This is a genomic window from Verrucomicrobiia bacterium (assembly GCA_036268055.1).
GTDB lineage: Bacteria > Verrucomicrobiota > Verrucomicrobiia > Limisphaerales > Pedosphaeraceae > DATAUW01.
Genome location: DATAUW010000013.1, coordinates 1 through 19045, shown reverse-complemented (window position 1 = coordinate 19045; position 19045 = coordinate 1). Strand labels below are relative to the sequence as shown.

12 protein-coding genes and 1 tRNA gene are annotated in these 19045 nt (G+C 52.6%); 4 read left to right on the top strand and 9 right to left on the bottom strand.

Annotated features, from left to right (window positions below; translation table 11 throughout):
• Window positions 1-233 precede the first annotated feature (233 nt).
• The 5 genes from VH413_07135 to VH413_07115 form a co-directional block, all read right to left on the bottom strand.
• Window positions 234-1118, bottom strand: a complete 885-nt coding sequence (locus VH413_07135) for a sugar phosphate isomerase/epimerase family protein (GenBank protein ID HEX3798460.1) — start codon at window positions 1116-1118, stop codon at window positions 234-236.
• 468 nt (window positions 1119-1586) lie between these two features.
• Window positions 1587-2273 carry a hypothetical protein gene (locus tag VH413_07130; GenBank protein HEX3798459.1) on the bottom strand — a complete coding sequence of 229 codons (687 nt, stop codon included), beginning with the start codon at window positions 2271-2273 and terminating at the stop codon, window positions 1587-1589.
• 480 nt (window positions 2274-2753) lie between these two features.
• Window positions 2754-2828 (bottom strand) — tRNA-Thr (locus tag VH413_07125).
• Between the two features lie 288 nt (window positions 2829-3116).
• Window positions 3117-3575 (bottom strand): zinc-ribbon domain containing protein, encoded by a 459-nt coding sequence (locus VH413_07120; GenBank protein ID HEX3798458.1) that lies wholly within the window; start codon window positions 3573-3575, stop codon window positions 3117-3119.
• Window positions 3576-3678: 103 nt separating this feature from the next.
• The gene (locus tag VH413_07115) at window positions 3679-4329 is read right to left on the bottom strand and encodes a hypothetical protein (GenBank protein HEX3798457.1); all 651 of its coding nucleotides are present in this window, start codon (window positions 4327-4329) and stop codon (window positions 3679-3681) included.
• 286 nt (window positions 4330-4615) lie between these two features.
• On the opposite strand from VH413_07115, the gene VH413_07110 reads away from it, so the two are divergent.
• Both VH413_07110 and VH413_07105 read left to right on the top strand, forming a co-directional pair.
• Window positions 4616-5908: a hypothetical protein gene (locus VH413_07110; protein ID HEX3798456.1), complete on the top strand. Its 1293-nt coding sequence runs from the start codon at window positions 4616-4618 to the stop codon at window positions 5906-5908.
• A 115-nt stretch (window positions 5909-6023) separates the two neighbouring features.
• Complete coding sequence (locus tag VH413_07105; GenBank protein ID HEX3798455.1) at window positions 6024-8618, top strand: SMP-30/gluconolactonase/LRE family protein; 2595 nt, start codon at window positions 6024-6026, stop codon at window positions 8616-8618.
• A gap of 26 nt (window positions 8619-8644) precedes the next feature.
• On the opposite strand, the gene VH413_07100 is transcribed toward VH413_07105, so the two are convergent.
• The 4 genes from VH413_07100 to VH413_07085 all read right to left on the bottom strand — a co-directional run bounded on the left by VH413_07100 (window position 8645) and on the right by VH413_07085 (window position 14079).
• Window positions 8645-10198: an alkaline phosphatase family protein gene (locus VH413_07100; protein ID HEX3798454.1), complete on the bottom strand. Its 1554-nt coding sequence runs from the start codon at window positions 10196-10198 to the stop codon at window positions 8645-8647.
• 69 nt (window positions 10199-10267) lie between these two features.
• The gene (locus tag VH413_07095; protein ID HEX3798453.1) at window positions 10268-12208 is read right to left on the bottom strand and encodes an ABC-F family ATP-binding cassette domain-containing protein; all 1941 of its coding nucleotides are present in this window, start codon (window positions 12206-12208) and stop codon (window positions 10268-10270) included.
• 615 nt (window positions 12209-12823) lie between these two features.
• Window positions 12824-12982 (bottom strand): hypothetical protein, encoded by a 159-nt coding sequence (locus VH413_07090; GenBank protein ID HEX3798452.1) that lies wholly within the window; start codon window positions 12980-12982, stop codon window positions 12824-12826.
• Between the two features lie 824 nt (window positions 12983-13806).
• Entirely contained in the window at window positions 13807-14079 is a 273-nt protein-coding gene (locus VH413_07085) for a hypothetical protein (GenBank protein HEX3798451.1), read from the bottom strand.
• A gap of 3 nt (window positions 14080-14082) precedes the next feature.
• On the opposite strand from VH413_07085, the gene VH413_07080 reads away from it, so the two are divergent.
• Window positions 14083-16932 (top strand): Ig-like domain-containing protein, encoded by a 2850-nt coding sequence (locus VH413_07080; GenBank protein ID HEX3798450.1) that lies wholly within the window; start codon window positions 14083-14085, stop codon window positions 16930-16932.
• A gap of 21 nt (window positions 16933-16953) precedes the next feature.
• Window positions 16954-19045 (top strand): SpvB/TcaC N-terminal domain-containing protein (locus VH413_07075; GenBank protein ID HEX3798449.1); only part of this gene is annotated, 2092 nt, incomplete at its 3' end.

Here is a 19045-nt window from a genome sequence, read left to right as displayed (position 1 = left end):
GGAAAACCGGTAACGAAACTGACGTTGCCAACAAAAACGAATTTTTCCACCGAATTTAAATCATCCATGATACATGCATAAGTAACTGTTTATTAATATATTACAGGTCGTGCTGAAATAATCACCCACGCAGGCCTCGTGAAGATTACGCCACGCAACCCAGCCAACAACTTCCATTAAAGCATATACATGCCAATTATCAAACCTCCCTTGCTGCAATCTCTTACATTCGCTTACGCATTCCGCATGCGCTTCCAATTTTCCAGACAGCGTTGCACCGTCTCCAATTCGCCGTAGCGGCTGCCTTCCTGTTCCATCAAATAATATTCAATGCCGCCGGTCGTTTCCGCCGCCGCAAAAATTTCTTTCCAGGGCGCCACACCTTCGCCGAACAGAACGCGATACCCCTTGTCCGCACCCGGCGCCCAATCCTTCAAATGCATCGTGCGGATGCGCCCGGGATTCGCCTTGATCCACGCCACCGGGTCCGCTCCCGCTTCCACGCAGGTCCCCACGTCCAGTTGCAGCACAAATTCGTGGGGCGTATTCGCCGCCACCACGTCCATGATCCGCGTGCCCGGTTCGAGCGATGTCCATTCCGCCTGATGATTGTGGAACCCCGCAGTCAGCCCGTGCTTTTTCAATTCCTCCGTCGCCGCGCTCAACCGTTCGCAAAGGTTCTTCCAGCCGTCCACGCCCTTCGTTCCACCCGGGGCCGACGCCAGCACGATAATTTTTGCCCCCAAAATTTGATTCAATTCAATCGCCTTGGCCATGCCGCCGCCCGGCGCGAACGACTCATACGAATTATGAGTCGAAAAACAACGCAATCCCAAATCATCCATCTGCGACCGCACATCCTTCGCGTAGGACAATGACCAATTAAAATATGGCGCATAAAATTCCACCACCTCATAACCCATCTTCGACACCGCCTTCAACGTCCCCGGCAAATCCTTCGCCAACACATTCCGCACCGAATACATCTCCAACCCGATCGGGTATTTTTTACCTCCCGCAACCGCGGCAACCTCCTCCGCGCGAGCCGAAGCCACATTCAGCAATCCCATGCGCGCGGTCGCCGCCGCCGTAACCGATGCCGCGCCCGTGAACCGCAAAAAATTCCGGCGCGAAACCTTACTGTGAATGATCCCAGGATTTTTAATTTTCATCTCGCCACTGTGATAAAAAAGCAAGTCCTCAACAAGCCGCAAATCATTACTATTAACGACGCACCTTGCCCCCATCCGCAAGGCAGTGCGACGCGACCACGCCGCTCCACCCCTTCCTCTAACCTGGCAGGGCTGCGCTGCCGCGCAGCCATCCCAAGTCCCGCAGGGACGGCAGATATTAGCCCAGCAATTTATTGCTGGGTTTACCTCCGCCACAAACCAAGTCCCTTCAGGGACGAAAGAAATCATAGATTCACCAAGTAACTTCCTTCGCCCATCGCCATCGCCCACCACCGCACTCCATCCCTCTCTCCCCGCGACCGCGCGGGGAGAGAGCCGGAGAGAGGGGCTCCCCATCTCGAATCTCAATCGCATCCATAAAATGTTTTCCTCCATACCCGGCCTTACCCGAGCCTAAGCGGACTTATCCGAACCATCGTCCGCTTCCGGCCGCCTTTCTTCGACTCGCAACCCCGCCGTCGCCGGACACCGCTTCACCACATCCGCCCCAAACAACCGCGTCCGAATCGCATTGATCCGCTCATCCTCCAAATCCGGGTCCGCCGCCGAGTCCCGCGCCCACTTCAACTCATTCAACTCCGGCAACATCCCCAGCGCCTCCTCCACCACGCTAAACTCCCAACTCTCCCGCTCAAACTGCAACCGCTCCCGCCGCAACTCCTGGTTCGCGCGCTGCACCTCCAACCGCTCCCGCTTCATCCCGTTCGCCTCCGCCTGTAACACCAGCTTTGACGTCAAACCCACATCCGCAATCTCCTCATCCCGCATCCGCCGGAAAAACTTCTGCGCCAAAATCTTCAAACCCGCCCGCTGCAACCGCTCCGCATCTACCTTCACCCCGTCAATCTCCGCCGCGTCCCGGTTCGACTCCGCCAAATCCCGCACCATCCGCTCCTGCGACTTCCGCTGGTAAAACCGCTTCAAACTCGCCAGCGACCCGGTAAAACCCAGCTCCTCCGTCGCCCGTTTCAAAGCCTTTACATAACTGAGATGATTATCAAACAACCAGCCCTCCAAAATGGACTGCTGCTCCGGCGACAACGCATTCCAACTCGCATCCGAACGTGATTTCCTCAACATAATAATAGGGGTTAGGATAATTTTATTTTGGTTAATTAATGGATGAGACATTTTTGAAGCCAATCGAACCCTCCCGCCACCGCCAACGCCCCCATCCACCCGCACCGCAAAAAACACCACGCCCGCTTATATTCCCTGATTCCCCGTTCCAACCATCCAACCAATCAAACTGACTTAACATCCCACCATTGTCTCATAAACCCTCCTCAATTCTGTAACCTATGGAAGGATTGACACACTTTTTTTCACCCCCAAAAAAATCAAAAACTCCAAGGGAGGGCGAGCGTACCCGCGAGACCGTGACTTCGCACCCTCCACCCCACTAACCTGGCAGGGCTGCGCTGCCGCGCAGTCGTCCCAAGTCCCGCAACGGACAATCAAAAATCTAGGCATGGTAGATAGCGCGCTGCCGCACCGCCGGGCATTCACAACTCGGCCAAGGTGAAATTGCCTGCGAAGAAGTTGAAAAAATGAGAAAATTGGAGCCAGTTGTCGGAGTCGAACCGACGACCGACGGTTTACAAAACCGTTGCTCTACCACTGAGCTAAACTGGCAGCCTATCGTTCAACCAGTTTACGTGTCCAAATGTTCTGCGGCAAGCGCATTTACGATGATTGGCATATCAACGTCCAGCGCAATTTGCACCACATTTTCGCCGCCAGTTGTATTGAGCAAGGAGTGAATATTCCGACGGTATCACGCTGGTTAGGCCACCAAGACGGCGGAGCACTGTGCATGAAGACCTACGGGCACCTGCGAGACGAGCACAGCAGGCGCAGGCGCTTAAAGTAGCGTTCTAAAGCACCTGTCGGTATCTCGCTTGAGCAGTATTGTTGAACCGCCTACTTTTTAAGCTGTCTCTGAAACAATTCCATCGTCTGCGTCATCTTTTCAGGCAGATTTCCAAACGCCTGCTGCAACTCAAGCACAATGTCCATAATCCGCCTCTTTTGTTCAAGCGTCCCATGCTCCCGGGCTGCTGCAACCGTCGAATCATACTCTTTTCGCAACTCGACTAGGCGGCGAAGCTCAGCGCGACATTTCTTGCATTGACGAGGCTGAGAACCAATCCAGAAAGAGAAGTCCTCAAACCACGTCTTCTGCTCGTCGGCAGTCCAAGTAAATTCTTGGCCGCACCGTTCGCATTTGAAGTCCGCATCCATGTACCAATGGCGCGGGCAAACAGTATAGTTTTGTTTTTCTACGTTCGCTCGAACTGCGGTGTTTTCGCGAACGACCAAGGCACCAAAGAATAAGTGCCGAGGCATCAGTTTCGGGTGTGTATTTCCAAAAATGTCCATAATGTCGCGCGTAGGAACTCACCACCAACGCCGCTGCCAATTCGCATATTAAAATTTACCTCTCATCAAGACGTTAAAACATTGAGACTTTCGCGCCCCGGTGTCAGCCATTTGTAGCTCCATCTTTCAAAGTCGCTGTGCCCGTCTTTATCTTGTGGCGAACAACCAAATACCACGGAAACGCGATGAACCAAAGTAACACGAAACCGAAAAACAAGACAACCGGCCGATACGAAATGCCAGACTCGTAACGCTTGAAATGAATCTTCGTCGCTGCCCAGAGTGCAGTGCCAATCACCATAATCCAACTCAAGTCAAATCCAGTCAGCCTGTAGATCCCGGCGCAAGTTCCGAGCAAAGCGATGGTCAAGAGAATTGCCATCCATGTCTGCCGTGATAACAAATGCGCGAGATTCTTGGGATTCTTGGATATGGAGTAAACCAGCACCATCAGCATGACGAACGCTCCGGCAATATCAAAGGTGCGATTCTTGAACATATTAATGTCCGATTCCTTGCCGGGGGCGTGAAATAAAGCCTCGCCCGCTACAACGAACGCGATGGCAATAGCCGCGAAGGCGAGAAAATCCCAAAGGTGAATCAGCCGCAAGCGGCGTGCCACAAAAAGGTCATGACTGGCTTGAGAAATCATGCCTCCAACGGGACCAAAGACAACAACCCCAATGCCGGCGAAAAACCAAAATGTAAAACTGTTCTGGAAGATTCCCAACGCCGCGCAAAAGATAATGAACAAAATTGGTCCGACGAGGCAACCAATCCAGAATGGTACTCCGACAGAATGTTTCAAATGTTGTGGAGAATTGCTCATGTCAATGCCACCTAACGATTGATGCAAGACAGTCTGTTCGTATATTAAAAAATATCCGACATCAAGCCGTTGTTCATAGACGGTTTTATTGAGACTTTCGCGCCCGTAGCCAGGATAGAAACGATACTTCGTTTTAAGACCCGTTCAAATTTTACCTGCGCAGTTTGTTATAGCTGTCGCGTGCGATAAGTGCTACCTTGGTTCTTCCATAATGCGTATTAGAAAGTTGCTTTGGTTTTTGTGGTTGTGCCCCGGTTTGGCCCGGGCGGCGGGAAACAACTTTCAAATTCAATCCTTCAATTCCAACGGCCAGATTTCGTGGGCTAATGCTTTTACCAATGGCGTCTGCACGGTGGAATCCGCATCGCAATTAAGCGGCCAGACAACTTGGATGCCCCAGCAAAATTTCTTCACCACGAACGCCAATGCCACGGGTCTTTTTTCGCCACTCGCATCGAACAGTTTTTTCCGTTTGCGCGCGGTGGATCTATCCACGAATACACCGTTTGCTTTCACGAATCTGGTGCAGTCGTATGGCGTGTTGCACACCATCGCGGGCAGCGGCGCCGATCCGGGTACGGACAACATCAATTATTGGCAGCCAAGTTTTGAAGGCGGTTTCGCCACCAACGCCGCGTTGTCGCGTCCGCACTTCGCCATGGCCGATGACGCTGGCAATGTCTATATCGTGGATAAAAACACCCACGCCGTCGAGAAGGTCACGCTCGACGGCCGTATCCACACCGTCGCCGGCACGCATATTTCCGGAAATGGCCCGGACACCGCCACGCTCGCCATCAACGTCGCGATGAATCAGCCAAATGGTTTGTGGGTACGCGGCGATGGCACGGTGTATGTGCTTGATACGGGCAATGGAAAAATCCGCCGCCTCGCCACCAATGGCATCATGACGACGCTCTTCACCGACAGCAAAGGCATCACCAGCGGCCGCGGTTTGTGGGTGAATTCCAACGAGACGCTGGTTTATTATGCCTCCAGCAGTCATTTGCGGCAATGGACTCCAACCGGCGGCAGTTTCAATTTGAACAGTCAATTCGATGACCTCGGCAATATCATCGTCAGCGGCACAAATATCATCGCCACGGATCGGGATGACAATACCGTCTGGGCGGTAGCGGCGGGCACCGGTAATCGCACGCTGCTGTTCGGCAATGGCAGCACCAGCCCCGTGGTCAACAACACGCTCGCGCTGACCAATGGCCTCAACGACGTTCGCGGGGTCTGGCAGCCGCCCTGCGGCGGTTATTTTCTGGCCACCGATAACGGCGCGCAATTTCTTTATGTGGACGCCACCGGCATCATACATATTTTGGTCAACGGTTCGGGAGATGCCCATGCGGGCGATGGCCAATGGTTTTTCACTCCGGGCATCAAGTTTGGCCAGTTGCGTTCCGTCTCGATGGACAAAAACGGCAATCTTCTCATCGTGGAAAATGACCTCGGCTACGTGCGCCGGATTGATTTTCAACGACTCACGCCCTAAGCCGGATTGCGAGTTATTGTAACTCGACTTGTGGTTAGCGGCGAGTTACAATGACACCGAATCGTTTCCAAAAAGTTGCACGCCGTTCCAGGATGATTTGGCAACATCAACTCGCATGAAATTTAATCTGAAAGCCAGTCATTCATTTTTTAAAGCCGTCATTTTAAGCGCGATCTTTTCCACAAGTTGCGCTTTAGCCGATACCCACGCTCCCGCACTTTGGCCGGGGTTGCAGCCTGACGGCTCGATGCTTCTCCCTAACCAATGGACGATTCGCCCGGCGGGCAAGCACGTCGAGTTGGGCGATTTTCCGGTCAACATGTCCGTGCATCCCGGCGGCAAATATGTCGCCGTCCTGCATAGCGGTTACAGCCAGCACGAAGTCATCATCGTGGATCTGCAAACCCAGCAAGTGGCCGCGCGCGCGAACCTGGCCGAATCGTTTTACGGCGTTGTCTTTTCGCACGATGGCAAGAAATTATATTGCAGCGGCTCGAGTGGTGAGCAGATTTTTGCCTTCGATTTCGCCGATGGCAAATTGTCCGGGCGCGAACGCATCAAACTGCGCGATGTCTCGGAGCGCGGCGTCCCCGTCGGACTGGCGCTGGATGCCGATGACCGAACACTCTATGCGGCGAATCTTTGGAACAACCGCGTCTCGGAAGTCACGCTTCAGGATAATTCGGTGCATGATGTTGCGTTGATCAGCAACGCTGCCCCGACGCAAGTCGTCGCCAAAAAAAATAACGAAGACTTCGACACGGCGGCTGCGAACAAACGCGCCGAAGCCACCGAATTCGTGGCTGACAACAATGGCGTTTATCCCTACGGCTGCGTGGTGGATTCGCGCCGCGACCGGCTCTACGTGAGCCTTTGGGGTGGCGCTTCCGTCGCGGTACTGGACCTTAAATCCGGCGAAGTCATCGGACGATGGAGCACCGGTTCGCATCCATGCGACCTGGTTCTGAGTCACGACGGCAAAAAGCTTTTCGTCGCCAATGCCAACGAAAACACCGTCACCGTTCTCGATACCCAATCCGGCCGTGCCGTCGAAACCCTTAGCGCCACGCTCTATCCACAATCACCACTCGGCTCCACGCCCAACAGCATCGCGCTTTCACCCGATGATAAATTGCTCTTCGTGGCCAATGCCAATATCAATGCGGTTGCCGTCTTCGATCTCGAAAAATCCGGCGAGAGCCGCAGCCTCGGTTTCATTCCCACCGGCTGGTATCCCACATGCGTGCGCGTGACTCCCGATGGCCGCCATCTTTTGATCACCAACGGCAAAGGCAATGTTGCGCGCGCGAATCCCGAGGGACCGCAGCCGACTCCTGGTCGCACAAAAAAGAAAGCCAAAGCGGAATATATCGCGGACCTTTTTGTCGGCACGTTGAGCATCGTGGATATTCCTCCGCGCGCGGAACTGGACCAGCGCCTGGCCGCATGGACAGCGGAAGTGCTCAAGTGCAGCCCCTTGCGCCCGGACTTTTCCGCCACGATTGCCCAACCCGCCGGCAATCCCGTTCCCGCAAAAGTTGGCGACCCGAGCCCCATCACGCACTGCATTTATATCATCAAGGAGAATCGCACTTATGATCAGGTGTTCGGCGATCTTCCTCAAGGCAACGGCGATCCCAAGCTTTGCCTCTTTCCCGATCAGGTCACGCCGAACCTTCACAAGCTCGTGCGCGAATTTGTTTTGCTGGATAATTTTTATGCCGATGCCGAAGTCAGCGCCGACGGCCACGAATGGTCCATGGCCGCCTACGCCAGCGATTATGTGGAGAAAACCTGGCCGCTGAATTATGGCCACAAAAAGTCCAATAAATTTCCCTATCCGAGCGAAGGCGTCTTTCCTATCTCATGGCCTTCGAGTGGATATATCTGGGACCGCGCGCGCGAAGCGGGAATCACTTATCGCAGTTACGGCGAGTTCGTTCAAAATGCCAAAGTAGCTGGCCAGCCAGCCACGACGCACATCAAGGCGTTGCAAGGCCATTACGATCCGCTCTATCGCAGCTTTGATCTCGATTATAAGGACGCCGACCGCGCCGGCCGTTTTCTATCCGAAATGAAACGCTACGAAAAAGAGGGCGACATGCCGCGTCTCCAAATCGTGCGCTTGCCCAATGACCACACGCACGGAGTCAGCGCCGGAAAATTGACTCCGACCGCGTACGTTGCCGAAAACGATGCCGCGCTCGGGAAATTAGTTGAAGGCGTGAGCCGTTCCAAATTTTGGCCGACCACCGCGATTTTTGTCATCGAAGACGATGCGCAAAACGGCCCCGACCACGTTGACGCGCATCGCACCGAGGCGCTCGTCATCAGTCCGCTCACCAAACACGGCGCGGTGGATTCCACTCTGTATTCCACTTCGAGCATGTTGCGCACGATTGAATTGATTCTCGGCCTCAAGCCCATGACGCAATTCGATGCCGCCGCGAATCCCATGTATAACTCCTTCCAAAGCGAAGCCCGGTTGCAACCTTTTGTCGCCGTGCCCGCCAATGCGGATTTGTCGGAAACCAACGCGCTCGCCAGTTGGGGACAGAAGTTAAAACTAAATTTCAAAAAGGAAGACGCGATAAATGATTTTCTGTTCAGCGAAATCATCTGGCGTTCGGTGAAGAAAGACGGCCAGCCCATGCCGGCGCCGGTGCATTCCGGTTTTGTGATGACGCACAAGACCGACGATGACGATTGATTCCACCGAAATTGAGAACGAAGGAGTTACTTCGTTTTTTCGGTTTGATAACCGTTACCTTCGTCGAAGTAAGTCACGCCGTTGACCTCGGTGGAATTAAGATATTGGTGCCATACGACTTTTTCCAATTCGCGCGTCGCTTCCAGATGAGCGGGCTCGAATGATTTTATTTTCGCGTCGGGAATATTCATCGCTTCGCTGACCACGCGGCCGTCCATGGTTTTCGGCTGTTTGACGCCGAGAATCCAAAGCGCGGTTGGCGCGACATCCACATTGCCCGTTGGCAAATGATCCACAATGCCCGCGCGAAAATCCGGGCCGTTGGCGATGAAAGTATTGTGCATGTCATACACGCTCAAGCTGCCGTGCATGCCTTGACCGGGGCCGTATGGCGTGGAATCGCAAATCAACATTCCCGGCGTGCCCACATCGTTTTTTCCCGCGTTCCAGCGCATGGACATGTAAATATCCGGCGCGTCAGGAGAATCAATGTGCCCTTGCGCCAGGGTGAATGTGCCTTCCATAGCTTGCTTCGTGAAGATGACGCCGGAGTAGGGCCACGCCTGCAAAAACTTCACCAGTTGCCCGACAATTTTTTTCTCATGGCCGGTGATGTAAAGAAACACCGAGCCGCCGTTGCCACAGACCATGATGTCGCCGCTGGCGGGGGTGCCTTTGAATTGGCGCGATGCTTTGAACCCGGCGTGCTTGAGGGAATCGGCCAAATCCACGATGCTTAACACCGTTGAAAAACCGTGATCGGAAACGAGCATGATGTCGGTCTTGTCACGGACACCTTTCGCTTCGAGCGCCTGCAAAACGCGCGCGAGATTGTCATCGGCGTTCTTGATCGCGGCGAGCGCAAGCTCGGAACCCGGGCCGCTTTGGTGTTGCGCAAAATCCGGCTGGTTCATCCACAACAATGAAAATGCCGGCACGCCATTTTTCCACAGCGGATCAATCAACGCCGCCGTGGTCCAATCATTGCGCGTCATTTTGTCGTCATTCGTGCCGGGGAACGGGCCGTGCAGCGCGGTGATAGTGTCGAGCACTTCCGGCGGCAGCGTTTCGCCCGCAAACAAATCCACATTCGCCGCGCCTGCGGGCCGCTCCGCGCGGTCCGGCAAAATGGCCACCGGCTTCGCTCCGGCAACAACCGTACGCAGGCCTTTCTTTTGCAAATATTCTTCGATGGTCGGCACGCGAACATAGTGGCCGTGCATGGCGGCGTCGCCCTTGCGGACGGTGTCGGTTTCCTCCGTGTGAACCGGTTTGAGCGGATCAATATTCGGGCGGAATTCCTTGTTGCCGATGATGCCGTCGTGCGCGGGATACGCGCCGGTATTGATCGCGGTGCCGTTCACCTCCGTCGCGCTCATATAAACCGGATGATGATTGTCAAACCACACGCCTTCGTGCGCCAGTTTGTAAAGCGTAGGTGTGCCGTCCGCCGTGATGAAATCCGGGCGCATCCCGTCCCACACGATCACGACCACATGCTGCGCTTTTCCAGACGCCGTGGCAAATGGCGCGGTGGCACAAGCGAAAAGAGCTGCCAACGACAAAGATATAACACGCATAAAATTTATGACCGCAAAACACTGCCGACAACGCGCACGGCAGGCAAAGAATTTTTCGCGACGGTTCTGTTACGCAGATTCCGTCTCCGCGAGTTTGACCGAAGCGGTTTCCCATTCCGGCTCAATCTCCGCCAGCCGTTCCTGCACGTAAATCAATTCGCGATTGATCTCCATCGCGCGACCGGGCTTTTCATACGTTTCGGGTTTTTCCAATTCGGCGGAGAGAGACGTTTGTTTTTCCTCAAGTTCGCCGATCTCTTTCTCAAGACGTGCGACGAACTCAACTTGTTCCCGGCGCGCGCGTGAACGCTGCTGGCGCTGCTCGGCCTCCAGGCGTTTTTGGTCCTTCGATTTGCCGCTGACTTTTTCCACGGGCTTGGCCGCTGGAGCCGGCTGGCTTTTTGATCCCGCAGTAAGCGCGGCGCGCGCCGAGGTGGCGGAAGTTTTGTCGAGGTAATATTGGTAATCGCCGGAATAACACGTCAACTGTCCGGCATGCACATGCACCACGCTCGTGGCGAGCGCGCGGATGAAATAAACATCATGGCTGATGAAAATCAGCGTGCCAGCGAATTGCTTGAGCGCATCCACGAGCGCATCAATGCTCGGCATGTCCAAATGCGTGGTGGGCTCGTCCATGAGCAAAAGGTTCGGCGGATCGAGCAGAAGTTTTACCAGCGCGAGCCGGCTTTTTTCACCGCCGCTAAGCACTTTCACTTTCTTGAAAACATCGTCACCGCGAAAGAGAAAGCAACCGAGCACCGTGCGGACGAATTGTTCCGTTATGCGCTGCGGCGTGTCCAATGCCTCTTCAAGCACGGTGCGCTGCGGCTGCAACATCTCCACGCGATATTGTGAATAATAACCCGCTTTGACGTTGTGTCCGAGATCGCGCTCGCCGCCCTGTACCGGCATCGCCCCCGCGAGCAATTTGAGCAAGGTGGATTTGCCCGCGCCGTTCGGACCGACGAGCACCGTGCGCTGATCGCGTTCTGCCTGATAATCAATCCCGCGATACACCACGTTTTCACCGTACGCGTGCTGAATGTTTTTGAGCGTGATGACTTTCAGGCCGCTGCGTTGCGGCTGGGGAAAACTGAAATTGATTTTGCGATCGGTGTTGACCGGCGCCTCGATTTTTTCCATGCGCGCGATCTGTTTCAATTTGCTTTGCGCCTGCGATGCCTTGCTGGCCTTGGCGCGAAAACGGTCGGCGAATTCCTGCAACGACGCGATCTCGCGCTGTTGATTTTTATAAGCCGCCAGCAACTGCTCCTCCTTCGCGACGCGTTGCACCAGGTAATCCTCGTAATTGCCGCGGTACGAAATCAGTTGCGACTGGCGAATCTCGATGATGGTTCCGACGAGATGATTGAGAAATTCGCGGTCGTGGGAAATCATCAGGATCGCGCCGGGATATTGCGCGAGATATTCCTGGAACCAAATCAACGCCTCAAGATCCAAATGGTTCGTCGGTTCGTCGAGCATGAGCAGGTCGGGTTCCTGGACCAGCAACCGCGCCAGGTGCGCGCGCATGACCCAGCCACCGCTCATCTCGCGCGCCGGACGATTGAAATCTTTTTCGCGAAAACTCAGACCCGCGAGAATCTGCTTGGCCTTCGATTCGAGTTGATAACCGCCGAGTTCGTCGAAGCGCGCGTGAATATCGTCGTGATGCTCGACCGCGCCGGGATGATCCTGTTCCCACGCCTTGAGTTGCTGCTGCAATTTTTGGACTTCGGGCGTGATGGCGGTGGCGAGTTCCAGCACCGTCTCATCACCGGCGGGCGCGCTTTCCTGCGGAAGAAAACCGACCGTGGTATTGCGTTGAAAAGTGACCTGGCCGGTGTCCGGCTCGTCGTTTTTTAAGATCAACGAAAAGAGCGTGGACTTGCCCGCGCCGTTGGGCCCGACAAGACCGATGCGGTCACCGCGGTTCACCTGCAAGGTGACATCGCTAAATAGCGTCCGCCCGCCGAACGATTTGCTGACTTCAGAAATAGTTAACATGCAAAAGCCGAAAGGGTGAACCCTTTCCGCTTGTGAATCAAGCTGCTTTATCAGCAGTGCGCTGGTCCGGGCGTATTTTGAGGGCGTGTTGCCCAAAAGTCTATGTTTTGGTGGCAACCGAGCGGGTGGTTCAGTTGAGCGAAAATAGCCCGAAGGGTTTTCTACAAAGTTGCCCAAGGGTCAGCGAGTCAGTTCCAAGCCGTGTGGGTTCCCTGGCCATGCGTTCGGTGTCCCTCATCCATTCCTTGAGATTGATCACCTCGCTGGCCGCCGGGCGAAGCACTGTCCGCGCCAGCAATATCCGGATGTTCTGTATGGCCGCAATCAGGTAATCCTGAATGTGCTGACGCCACAACCGCCGCAACCGGGCCCGTTTGAACCTATGATTGTTGGCCGCATCGGTGTGCCGGCTGAGTGCCCGCCCGGATTGAGAGCGCGTGCATTGCGCCCGCAACGCGCAGCCAGCGCATACCGATTTGTCCGCGCCTTATTCCCAAACCTGCCGCCGCTTTCCCGCAGGGCATACATACTGGTCGGTCTTGGCCTCATATTTAAACTCATTGTGGGAAAAATTCCCTCCACCTTGCCAGCCTTGCCTTGGCATCCCCAAGTGCGTCACGATGCCCTTTTGATGGCACGCCACAAAGTTTCCGCCGTCCCATACTTGTGGTCGGCCACTGCGGTCCAAACTTCGCACCGGGTGTTCTGTTCATGCTGGGCCACCAACTGGCAAGGATCACTGCCCAGGCATGAGCCGTGAAGGATGCGTTTCATTCCTGCCTGTCTCTAAATTGAAATGCACCGAAAGCGAAGTGAAGCGTTACGCGAAGTGAGAGAAGCGGATGCGCAACGGAGTGAAGGTCATTTCAATTTAAGAGTCAGGCATTCCGATTGGAGGAGTCAGTCTGCGATTTTGCCAGTGCAGGCCAGTCTCGTTTGCGCGCGTAGCCGGAGCAGCAAAATCGCAGTCTCTGATGCGAAGCCTAGAATCAATTTAGTTTCCGCTATCTTTAATCACCAAGTTACCGGTTCCTTCCCGTGTACCAAGGGAATTTGCGAAGATATTTCGATGTTTCCGTTGTGCACTATAAGTAGGCTCCGTCACTTAAATCAGAAAAAAGGTAAACTAATTTAAACGTATCTTAATCAGGTTTTGTTAAGGTCGGATTATATATTTTAAGATTTTTAAAAAAATCTTGTCACCCAAGAAATTGTTTTATAGAAAAAGTGTAGATTCACATAGGAGGCTTTAAGTAGCTCAAAGAATCATTTTTGAAAGCTCTTTAAAACGACATTAAATCGAAAGATTCCTTATGTACATTGTTCTGGTTCGTCAGGCATATTTGCTCTGTTATGATTCGAAGCTTTCCGAATTAAGAGTTCGACGGCTGCTACATCTTCAACTTGTCCGCCTACTTGCCGCCGCGATCTCCTTGTTTGTTTCTTCAAAAACCTTTGGCCAATCTTTTACGGCGAATTCCTCTGGGGCAGGTGATGTATCAGGGTATGCCGTGGCCGAGAGCGGCTCCAATTATCGCGTCTGGAAAAGCGCGGTTGCGTTGACGAATGCTGATGGATCAATCTTTTACCACACGAATTCATTCACCGAGCTTGCCACCGGCCTCAACCATTTGGTTGCCGGAAAGTGGATTCCGTCGTCCGAAGACATTCAACTCACTTCCAACGGCGGCGCGGCCACCAATACTCAACATCAAGTTTATTTTTCCGCCAATATCAATATTCCCGGCAGCATTGATCTGGTTATGCCTCACGGTCAGCATCTCACCGGGACGGTGCTTGGATTGAGTCTGTTTGATTCCGCGAGCGGTCAAAACGCCATCATCGCCGGGTTGCAGGATTCTCTCGGCCAAATATTGCCCATCGGCAACCAAGTGCTTTATACCAACGCCCTTGTAGATTCTCAGTCCGATTTTCAGGCCGATGTACTCTATACTCATAAGAAGATGGGGTTTGAGCAGGACATAATCATGCACCAACAGCCGCCAGCGCCTGCGAGTTTTGGTTTGAATCCCGATACGACCATGCTCCAAGTCTGGACGGAGTTTTATAATACGGCAGATCCAGAGGTTTTATCCAATACAGTTAGTGTTTCCGTGCAGAAGAATTCAGGGGTGGAGCGGCGGTTGGTGGGAAGTGAAATCCTAAATTTTGGTTCTATGCAAATGGATCAGGGAAATGCTTTTTCAACGGACGGCTCCACCAATATTGCGGGCAACGGCCTCAATGGCCTATTGCTCGTTCCGGTGGCCAAACACTGGGTACGCCAGGGTACGCGGAGATTTTTGGTTGAGGAAATTCCCTTTGATTCCATGGTCGCCCAGTTAAACGCGTTGCCGCCATCTTCGCGATTAAACAATGGTGGACAAGGCACTGAGCCGCAACAATCATTCTTTCGCAGCCCGACCAAAAACAGCCAAAGACAAGCGAAATCACAAAGTCTTTTGATCGCCAAGGCAAACATTCCGAAGCGCCCAGGTCTGGTGATGGATTATAATTTGATAAATAATAGTTTTACCGATTTCACCTTTCAATCTGACACAACGTATTATCTAAGTGGCAGCGTCTATCTCTATAACACTACCACCCTCGAAGGGGGAACCGTCATCAAATGCGACGGGAATGCCGAAGGCACGACCGTAATGAATGGAAATATCGTTTGCCTTACGGGACCATATCGTCCCGCCATTTTTACCTGTACGAATGATAATAGTGTCGGAGTTCCCTTGAGTGCCAGCAACAGTCCGACTATTTCGGTTTCAACCTACTTATATTGCCCGAGCGGCGGCTCTATAACCAACGTGCGCTTTTCGTATGGCTGGAATGCCCTCTCTGCAGGAGCCGGAGACGTGGAAGTCTCGGATTGCCAATTTGTGAACTGCAACCATCCCATCACGGTCAATTCAGGCGTGACTAACCTTGGCTTGCATAATGTTTTGATAAGCATGAGCGATGGCATCAACAATACGACTAATTTTTGTGGCTGTGCCCCGGGCGCGATCACGGTTTACAGCGCATCGCTGAAAGTTTCGGCTGAGCATTTGACCGCGGACCTGGGATCCCAATATTTCCTGGAATATTACACCACACCTAACCTTTCCCAAACTTCGATTGCATTGACGAATTCGATCGTTTTGTCGCCGCATTTGAATCCGTATTACTCTTACGGAACGTCCATTGCGCTTTTTCCCACCACCAACGAGGTTTATTATAGTTCCATCGCGCCAGTTCCGTCCATTTTCCAGCCCTTCGGCGCTGGCAACTATTACCTCCCGACGAACAGCGTTCTTCGCGGGATAGGTACTACAAATATTAATCCAAACGTGCTGGCCGATTTACAGCATCGGACCACCTCTGCTCCGGCGTTTCTGACAAATACTATTAGTGCGAATACTATTTTAAACCCGCAAGTTCAACGAGACGGCAATGGTTCGCTGGATATCGGTTATCATTATGATCCGTTGGATTTCCTCAGCGCCTGCACAGTCACCAACTCCAGTCTCCTGCTCACCAATGGGGTTGCCCTTGGTTACTATAGCATTGGGGTCTTGTTGACCGACGGAAGCCAATTAATTTCACAAGGAACGCCACTTCAGAAAAATTATTTAGCGCACGTCAACCTTGTGCAGGAGCAGTCCACGAATGTCTGGCTCACGAACGCTTTGGCGTCAGCGCACCCGATTGATTTTAATGTGACCAGTAATAGCCGCGCGCCCAACATTACGATGCGTTTCACCACTATATCCGCGCAAAATTCGATCACCAATATTATGCGGGCAGGTGACTCGGGCCAGGTTCTGAATAGCCTTAATTTGAGGGATTGCGAAATCTATGCTGCGGGCGGATCGCTGACAATTAGCACATTCACTAATGCCAGCACGGCATTTCTTCAAAATAACCTTGTTCACCGGCCTTACCGAATCTTCATCGAATCGCCAGGAACGATCACCACCTTTAACAACCTTTTTGTGGGGACAGGGAATTATCCTACCAACTTTGATCTCGTTGTTTTTAATCATGAGGGAACCGGCACGAATAATAATGTCCATGTAAATAATGCATTTGATGGATTGCTTTCGGACCTCGACGGTACGTATTCCCATTCGGCCTATTTAAATGGAGCCACGCGATTTTTTTCATCAGCGCAAACGGGGGATATTATAACAAATTTATCGTGGTTTTCAGGTCCGCTTGGAGGCTATTACCAGGCGACGAGCGGTCCTTTGACTGATGCAGGCAATCCAACGGCTGATTTGCTGGGACTTTACCAATACACTACTCAGACAAATCAGGTTAAAGAAGCGAATTCCCGGGTTGATATAGGATATCATTATGTTGCTCTTGATACTTCCGGAAAGCCAATGGATAGCAACGGCAATGGCATTCCTGATTATTTGGAAGATTCTGCGGGCAATGGGTCGGTTAGCATCAGCCTGGTTTCACCGTCAAATAGTTCGACCTACATGGAGCCCGCAGCAATTCCACTTCAAGCGATGGTTTTAGATTGGAGTGGGGCGGTTACGAATGTTGAGTTTTTTGCAGGCTCAACTCGAATTACCGCGACGAACGCGCCGCCTTACACGTATTCGTGGCCGATTGTGCCGGCGGGGGCCTACAGTCTTACTGCGGTGGGGCATGATGCGAATGGGCTTAACTTCAGCAGTTCGCCGGTGAGTGTTACGGTCACGAATTTTTGCAATCCATAGCCATTTTCTAACTTTATTAACATGAAAACTTTTCTTTTTCGGATTAACTGGCTTTGGCTAGCCACTTTGTTCTGTCTGATCATTTTTACAGATTCTTTTGCCCAAGATTATAGCGGGGAGACGTGGGATGCAAATACTCCGCCGGCAGCATCGGCGGGCAATCCGACGGCGAATAGCTTGGATTTTGAAACGGATCTGTTCACGGGAAAATTCACGTATCGGGTTCCCATCAATGTCGCTCCGGGGCGGCATGGGACGCAACCGGGTTTGGTGCTCGGCTATAATTCGGGCATGGGAAACGGGTGGTGCGGTGTCGGTTGGTCGCTGGACGTGGGATATATCCAGCGGGAGACGCGCAAAGGGGTTCCGATTGGCTGGGGGCCGACGAATGCTTTGACGCAATACGATGACTCGAAAGGTTTTGTCGTGGATAGTCACGGGTCGGTTTCTCGCATGGTTTGCGTGAGTGGCACGAATCAGAATCCGATGGTTTACCGGCAGCAGGTGGACCGATCATTCATCACTTACAATTATTACACTAATAACCATTGGGAAGCGGTGGATAAAAGCGGCACGACTTACTTTTTTGGCGAGGGATTGACGAATCAAATGGAGAATTCGAAGGCCGGTTGGATCACAAATTCCGGTGAAAGCACTTTTCGGTGGGCGCTGGACAAAGTCGTCACTGCCAACGGGGACATGGCGATGTTCAGCTATTTGAATGATGGGGGCATGCTTTATCTTACGAATATCAGTTACAACGCCAACACAAACGCGACAGCGATTGCGCCGACTCATACGGTTAATTTCATTTTGACCAATCGTTCGGACACCAACATTTCATTCCTCAGTGGTTACCGAGTGACGACAAAGAAGCTGCTGGCGGAAATTGATGCCAAAGCGGCTGGCACGAATGTCTGCAAATATGTGCTTAATTATACGAATTCTCCTTCAACTGTGCGTTCTCTGCTAATGGGGGTCACGGAATTTGGGGCGGATTATACGACGGCGATGCCGCAAGTTACGTTTGGTTATCAGGTGCAATCGTTTCAATTTGGTGCAATGACAAACTGGGGACCGGAAACCAGTCAAGGATTGGAAGACAACGCGTGGTGGAGCTCTCCTTCCTCAGTCGTCCAAGGCGATCAGATTTCGACACTGGCTGATGTAAACGGAGACGGATTGGTGGATCGAGTCATGAGGGGGGTAAACTCCGGATTTACAAATTGGGTCGTTCAATTAAACACGGGCTCTGGCTTTCAGGCGGCGACAAATTGGGGGGGATTGCACAGTGCTTTTACAAATGACGATTGGAACAGCATCAGCGCCAGCGAGCCTGCAACTGTAGCGGGTGACACCGTAAATGAAACCTATGTTACGCTGGCGGATTTAGACGGTGATGGGCTACCAGATCGAGTCATGCGGAAATCCCTCCCGGGGCCGTACAATCAGTTTATAGTTCAATTTAACAATGGATCCGGTTTTAACTCTTCCACAAACGTGGGACCTGTTACAGCCTCTGGATTGGAGACTAACTACCCGACATGGAGCGCACCCGAAGGGACTTATGGTGGTGGAGAATATGCCAAACTTATTGATATCAATGGTGATGGTCTGCCAGATCACGTGATCATAGGGACAGATCCCACCGTAACCAACTGGCTTGTGCAACTTAATAACGGATCCGGATTTGGTTTGCCAAACACGTGGGCTTCGCTACAAAGCGCGTATACCAATAACCAATGGAACAGTCTTAGTGCGAATTACAACAAACCAACAGGAACCACTGAAAATGTAAATGAAACTTATGTTGAATTGATAGATATTAATGGAGATGGCCTTCCCGATAGGGTAATGCGGAGCGCTTTTTCTCCTTATAGTCATTTTGTAGTTCAATTCAACAACGGTGTCGGCTTTGAACCGGCGGAAACGTGGGATCTTAATGGCCAGGCTTCAGACGTGACCAGTGAGTTTTGGGGCAGTCCAGAAGACGTCATTGACGATTTCGAGGTGCTTATTGCTGGGTATTATTATTCGTTTTTTGGCACTTCCCAAACATTAATGGATGTCAATGGAGATGGATTGCCCGACCGGGTGATGGGAAATATTGCTT

What these genes read in the sequence shown, in the direction of transcription:
- VH413_07130 (HEX3798459.1), bottom strand. Translation starts at nt 2,273, where the DNA reads ATGTTGAGGAAATCACGTTCGGATGCGAGTTGGAATGCGTTGTCGCCG.
- VH413_07120 (HEX3798458.1), bottom strand. Translation starts at nt 3,575, where the DNA reads ATGGACATTTTTGGAAATACACACCCGAAACTGATGCCTCGGCACTTA.
- VH413_07110 (HEX3798456.1), top strand. Translation starts at nt 4,616, where the DNA reads ATGCGTATTAGAAAGTTGCTTTGGTTTTTGTGGTTGTGCCCCGGTTTG.
- VH413_07105 (HEX3798455.1), top strand. Translation starts at nt 6,024, where the DNA reads ATGAAATTTAATCTGAAAGCCAGTCATTCATTTTTTAAAGCCGTCATT.
- VH413_07100 (HEX3798454.1), bottom strand. Translation starts at nt 10,198, where the DNA reads ATGCGTGTTATATCTTTGTCGTTGGCAGCTCTTTTCGCTTGTGCCACC.
- VH413_07095 (HEX3798453.1), bottom strand. Translation starts at nt 12,208, where the DNA reads ATGTTAACTATTTCTGAAGTCAGCAAATCGTTCGGCGGGCGGACGCTA.
- VH413_07090 (HEX3798452.1), bottom strand. Translation starts at nt 12,982, where the DNA reads ATGAAACGCATCCTTCACGGCTCATGCCTGGGCAGTGATCCTTGCCAG.